The organism is Asaia sp. SF2.1 (genome assembly GCF_000505765.1).
In the GTDB taxonomy this organism is placed as follows: domain Bacteria; phylum Pseudomonadota; class Alphaproteobacteria; order Acetobacterales; family Acetobacteraceae; genus Asaia; species Asaia bogorensis.
The window spans coordinates 99,790-105,158 of record NZ_AYXS01000034.1 but is presented as its reverse complement, the minus strand read 5'-3'; the positions used below and the strand labels follow the sequence as shown (position 1 = coordinate 105,158).

The 5,369-nt window shown below is 60.7% G+C and carries 6 protein-coding genes and 2 pseudogenes; 6 read left to right on the top strand and 2 right to left on the bottom strand.

Annotated elements, in window-relative coordinates; all coding sequences use genetic code 11:
- Positions 1-521, bottom strand: a pseudogene (locus P792_RS31705) (HrcA family transcriptional regulator); the annotation flags it as partial.
- Between the two features lie 102 nt (positions 522-623).
- Here P792_RS31705 and P792_RS31700 point away from each other — a divergent pair.
- The 4 genes from P792_RS31700 to P792_RS31685 all read left to right on the top strand — a co-directional run bounded on the left by P792_RS31700 (position 624) and on the right by P792_RS31685 (position 3,780).
- Complete coding sequence (locus P792_RS31700) at positions 624-1,412, top strand: MOSC domain-containing protein (RefSeq protein WP_023979376.1); 789 nt, start codon at positions 624-626, stop codon at positions 1,410-1,412.
- A 224-nt stretch (positions 1,413-1,636) separates the two neighbouring features.
- The gene (rph, locus tag P792_RS31695; RefSeq protein ID WP_023979375.1) at positions 1,637-2,398 is read left to right on the top strand and encodes a ribonuclease PH; all 762 of its coding nucleotides are present in this window, start codon (positions 1,637-1,639) and stop codon (positions 2,396-2,398) included.
- A 20-nt stretch (positions 2,399-2,418) separates the two neighbouring features.
- A complete protein-coding gene (gene rdgB / locus P792_RS31690) occupies positions 2,419-3,042 on the top strand; it encodes an RdgB/HAM1 family non-canonical purine NTP pyrophosphatase (RefSeq protein ID WP_023979374.1) in 624 nt (207 codons plus the stop codon).
- 21 nt (positions 3,043-3,063) lie between these two features.
- Complete coding sequence (locus P792_RS31685; protein ID WP_023979373.1) at positions 3,064-3,780, top strand: hypothetical protein; 717 nt, start codon at positions 3,064-3,066, stop codon at positions 3,778-3,780.
- Here P792_RS31685 and P792_RS31680 read toward each other — a convergent pair.
- Positions 3,763-4,392, bottom strand: coding sequence for a LysE family translocator (locus P792_RS31680; protein ID WP_023979372.1), 630 nt, complete (start codon positions 4,390-4,392; stop codon positions 3,763-3,765). The two genes, P792_RS31685 and P792_RS31680, sit on opposite strands and share 18 nt — an antisense overlap.
- A 361-nt stretch (positions 4,393-4,753) precedes the next feature.
- On the opposite strand from P792_RS31680, the gene P792_RS0119500 reads away from it, so the two are divergent.
- On the top strand, positions 4,754-5,065 hold the full coding sequence (locus P792_RS0119500) for a hypothetical protein (RefSeq protein ID WP_023979371.1): 312 nt from the start codon (positions 4,754-4,756) through the stop codon (positions 5,063-5,065).
- 100 nt (positions 5,066-5,165) lie between these two features.
- Positions 5,166-5,369: pseudogene (locus tag P792_RS39020) on the top strand (transporter); the annotation flags it as partial.

Sequence of the window (5,369 nt, the reverse complement as noted above, 5' to 3'; positions counted from 1 at the left end):
GGCGTTTCAATCACGCGGTTCTCGACCTGACCATCGGCGGCCACAAGGATCACCAGGGCCTTGCCCGGCCCGAGCGCGACAAATTCGATATGCTTGAGGGCGCCATCGCCCTTGGGGGCCAGAACCAGACCGGCTGCCGCCGAAAGCCCCGAAAGCATGGAGGAGGCCTCTGCGAGCGTCTCCTGCATGGATCGCCCCTTGAGCGCCAGACGCCCGGCAATCTGGGCGCGCTCCAGTTCATCGAGCGCACCGAACTGCAACAGGCCATCCACGAATAGTCGCACGCCTTTCTCGGTGGGCAGGCGACCCGCCGAGACATGGGGGCTGAACAGTAATCCGGCCTGGGTCAGCTCCGCCATGACATTGCGTATGGTCGCGGGAGAAAGCGAGGGCGTCAGGCGCTGGGCAAGCGTCTTGCTGGCCACGGGATCACCCGTCTCCATGTATTGCTCGACAATCTCGCGCAGCACATTCGCCGACCGGGCATCCATGCCACCCGGCAGGTTTGAGAGATCGATCATGCCCTGCCCCTTTTCCCGACGCGCCAGATGGCTTCCTGTCACCGTCCCGAGCGACTAGACCTGTCACGACGTGTCCTGTCCATCCGCTTCGGAGTCGTGCCGATGACCCGCCTTGCAGCCTTATATATCCATCCTGTCAAAAGCATGCACCGGGTTGATATGACGGCACTCGAACTCGACCCCTGGGGGCCGCGTGGCGACCGGCGCTGGCTCGTGGTTGCGCCGGATGGGCGCTTCATGACGCAGCGCCAGCATCCGGCCATGGCACGCATCCTGACGGCGCTGAACGGTGAGACACTTCACCTGACCGGTAGCGACGGCTCGGAACTGAGGATCGATCCGCCTGCTCCTCAGGCACCTGCAATGACAGTGAGCGTCTGGAAGGACCATGCCATCGCGGCACGGGATGCCGGAGACGAGGCTGCGGCATGGCTGAGCGCTATTCTCGGCACAGCGTGCAGGCTCGTGCATATGGCCGACCCGGCCCATGCCAGACCAACCGAGTTTGGCAGTGTAAGCTTTGCAGACGGGTTTCCACTGCTCGTCACCAACACGGCGTCACTCGACGACCTCAACGCCCGTCTCGATCAGCCCGTGCCGATGGAGCGTTTCAGGCCCAATATCGTCATCGAGACCGATCAGCCCTGGGCTGAGGATGAATGGCGCTCCATCCGGATCGGTACAGTTGAACTTGACCTGGTCAAACCCTGCAGCCGCTGCATCGTCACCACCATCGATCAGGAAAGCGGGACGATTCCTGTTCCGCGCGAGCCACTCAAGACCATGACCGGGTTTCGCCACCGTCCCGGTGGAGTCATGTTCGGCCAGAATGCGGTCATCCGCCAAGCAGGGACCATCCGCCTTGGCGATGCGGTTGAACTGATCGGCTGAGCGGGTCGGCCGGGCACGACGCCGTGTCCGATTATGCAACCGCCTGACCTTCATCGTGGGGCGCGTGCCTTGCCCGATGCCTTGAGCGATGGCGGTAACGGCAGGGTCCCGGTCGGGGCTGACCCGCATGATTCCGCCTTGTCATTCGGCTTTGTCATTCAGGGCCCCAGGCGCTAAAGCTGCACCCGACCGCATCTCTGCGCTTGAAACGAGGAAAACGCTCCATGTCCAGCACCCGCCCTTCAGGCCGCAAGGCCGACGAGAACCGCGTCGTTTCCATCGAGCCGGGTTTCGCCCGCCATGCCGAGGGCTCCGTGCTGATCCGCGTGGGTGGCACCGAGGTTCTTTGTGCAGCCTCGATCGAAAATCGCGTGCCGCCTTTCCTGCGTGGTCAGGGCCAGGGCTGGATTACCGCGGAATACGGCATGCTGCCGCGCGCGACGCATACCCGTGGCAACCGTGAAGCAGCCAAGGGCAAGCAGTCGGGCCGTACGCAGGAAATCCAGCGCCTTATCGGCCGCGCCCTGCGCGCCTGCGTGGACCTGCGTGCCCTGGGTGAGATGACCATCACGCTCGATTGCGACGTGCTCAACGCCGATGGTGGCACGCGCTGCGCCGCCATCACAGGCGCCTGGGTGGCCCTTGCCATTGCTCTCGACAAGCAGATCAAGGCTGGCGTGCTCAAGCGCTCGCCCCTGCGTGCGCAGGTGGCTGCGGTCTCTTGCGGTCTGACCGATGCCGGCGCTGTGCTCGATCTCGATTACATCGAAGACAGCTCAGCCCAGGCCGATACGAATTTCGTTCTGACCAGCGAAGGCGGCATTGTCGAAATCCAGGGCACGGCAGAAGACGCACCGTTCAGCGAAAGCGAATTCGCCTCGCTGATGGCGCTTGCAAAGCTGGGCACGTCGCGCCTGTTCGATGCCCAGCGCGAGGCGCTTGAGAGCGTGACAAACGGCAGCGCTTCAACCGGAAAAACGGCGTGAGCGGCGCGGCGCCAGCCGACATGACCGCGCCCGGCCAACGGGTTCTCAGGCGAGGCGAGCGCGTTGTGCTCGCCAGCCACAACAAGGGCAAGCTGGCTGAATTCCGGGTTCTGCTGGCCGATAGCGGCATCGAGATCGTCTCGGCGGCCGAACTCTCTTTGCCCGAGCCGGAAGAGACGGCTGACAGTTTTGAGGGCAATGCCGCCATCAAGGCCCTCGCTGCAGCGCGCGCCACGGGACTGCCTGCCCTGTCTGATGATTCCGGATTCTGCGTCAGCGCCCTTGAAGGGCGTCCCGGCGTCTATTCAGCCCGCTGGGCCGGCCCGGGTGGTGACATGCAGGTGGCCATGCAGCGCGTTCATGACGAAATGAACGGCGCGGCCGATCGCTCGGCCTCCTTCGTGGCTGTGCTCTGCGTTGCATGGCCCGATGGTGTCACACGCTTTGCTGAGGGCCGTTGCGAAGGGGCGGTCTGCTGGCCGCCACGCGGCGCGCACGGCCATGGTTACGACCCGATTTTCATCCCCAAAGGTGATTGCCGCAGTTTTGCCGAACTCTCGGCAGAAGAAAAGAACGCGACCAGCCATAGAGGTCGTGCGTTGGCCCGGTTTCTGGAGACCTGCGTCGCACCCAATGGCGACTGAATTCCAAAAGGAGTACCCGTCATGAAGAAAGGCTTGTTCCTTTTTCCGGCCTGCGCCCTTGCCTCCTTTGTGGCGGCAGCCCATGCGGCGCCCGTTTTTGATCCGACCGGCTTTGACCTGCGTGAGACAAAGGCCTTCAGCATGTCGGTCCTGCCCGCCACTGCATTAGGGCAGCCCAAGGCCGATGCCCCGTATCGCCTGACGCCGGGCGGCATTGCCCTGAGCAGTGAAGCGCGCAAGCCAACGGCCTATCACGCACGCCAGCCCCGAACGGAGTTTTCCGAATCCCGTCCCTGGCGTGTGGCTGACGCCGAAGCCATGCTTGATGCGACGATTCATATCGATCGTTTCCCCAAAAGCGGAAATGTCGTTTTGGCCGAACTGACCGCCGATGAGGATGCGACCCCGATCCTGCGCATTCTTGTCGATGGTGACCGTCTGGTGCTGCATGGCCAAGTCGACAATGCGCCAGAAAATGGCGTTGTGCTCGGCACGCTGGACGACACTCACACCGCTCATATCGTGCTTCACACACGCCCTGACGGCATGATGACAGTAGCGGCCAACGGAACGCCCAGCACATTCCGCCTGTCACCTCAGGCGATGGCAATCCCAGTGATGTTCCGCACCGGCGCCCACGCAATCAATGATATTGGCACGACGCCAGACCAGATTGCGGTGACGCTGACAGGGCTGAGCGTTCATCATGGTGCCGCGCAATCAGGCCTTCGCTCGTAGGATCACGATCCCGAAGGCGACAAACACGATGGCGGTCAGACGATTGAAAGCCCGTCTGACCGGCCGGCGCGACAGAAAACGAGAGAGCGACTGGCCGCCCAGTCCGTAAAGGGTGAGCCACAACCCGTCCGAAAAAAGATAGGTCACAACCAGTATGCCGAATTGCGGCAGAACAGGCTGATGATGATCAATGAATTGCGGGAAGAAAGCAGCCGCAAAAAGCAGTAATTTGGGATTGCTGATACCGACCAGAAACCCGGTGCGGTACAGCACCCAGCGGCTCACGGGCGCGGCTTTTCCTGTTTCCGTATCTGGCACCTCCGGCGTATCACTCGCACGCCAGGCCTTGATCCCCAGATAGACCAGATAGGCGGCGCCAGCATAACGGATGATGTTGAACAGCCGAGGCATGGCCACAAGAACGGCGCCGATACCAATCACTGACAGAACGAGCGCGAGAAGCAACGCGGTAATACAGCCCGCCATGGCGGCAATACTGCGATTGAAGCCGACCTGAACACTGCGACTGAGCGCATGCATCATATTCGGGCCAGGTGTCGCTGATATAAAAAATACCGTGACGACGAACAGCCACCAGGTTTGCAGGGTCATATGAGGCACCGCGAAGAAAGGGTCACGAATTCCTCTGAAGGATAGCGGATAATACTTTCTCGCAAAGGAGAAAGATGTGCCTGCGCAAGAGCACCGCCTTCGCCCTCGATCTCATGAAAAAATAGCAATTTTTTCGTAGTAACGACGGAAAGCGCATGACCCGAAAAGCATCACTATGCGTCGTAAGTGTTGATATCTATATGTAATTTCTCACGATATATCCGCATTGATTACTGGATTTGTCACGATGGATCGCGCTTAGTTCATCGGACTGACAATTGTCGCGCCCATCGATACGCGCCAATATTGAGTTGGGCTTCATTCAACGGCCTTCACGGCAAACAACAAGAGAGCCAAAATCATGCGCGAACTGAACTCAACTGAAATTGAAACTGTCAGCGGAGCCGGTTTCTTCAGCAATTTCGGATTCCAGCTTGGCAGCGCCATCGGCAACATTGTCGATTGGTCCACAAAGGCGATCAGTGGCAAGGCGCCCGTAGCCAGCGCTGTCGCAGGTGCTTCCAACCTCGGCACGGGCATCGGTGAAATTGTCGACTCGATCGCCTCCAACAGCCTCACCGGCGTGCCGCAGGCTGTCCAGACAACCGGTCTCGGGATCACCCAGATCGTTGCTACGGCGGTAGCTAACGCACCGGCCAGCAAGCCTGCCTAAAGTCTGAGCGTTCACTCCCTGCCAGTCTGAAATGCTGGCAGGGATGAACCTTTTCTGAGCCCTCCCGTGTTCCCGATTTTTCTTCCGATTGTCGTCTTTTATGACTTCTGACCTCTTCAGGCGCGAAGTCCTTGAAGCCCGGCGACAATCCTGGCTCGGGCGGGTTCAGCTTCTCCAACCCCTCTCCTTCCGACTTGTCGCTCTGGCGACAGTCGCCCTGTGCATCGCGGCAACGCTCTACACAGCTTTTGGTGTCTACACACGACGCGTGCATGCAACAGGCTATATGGCCCCACCTACCGGG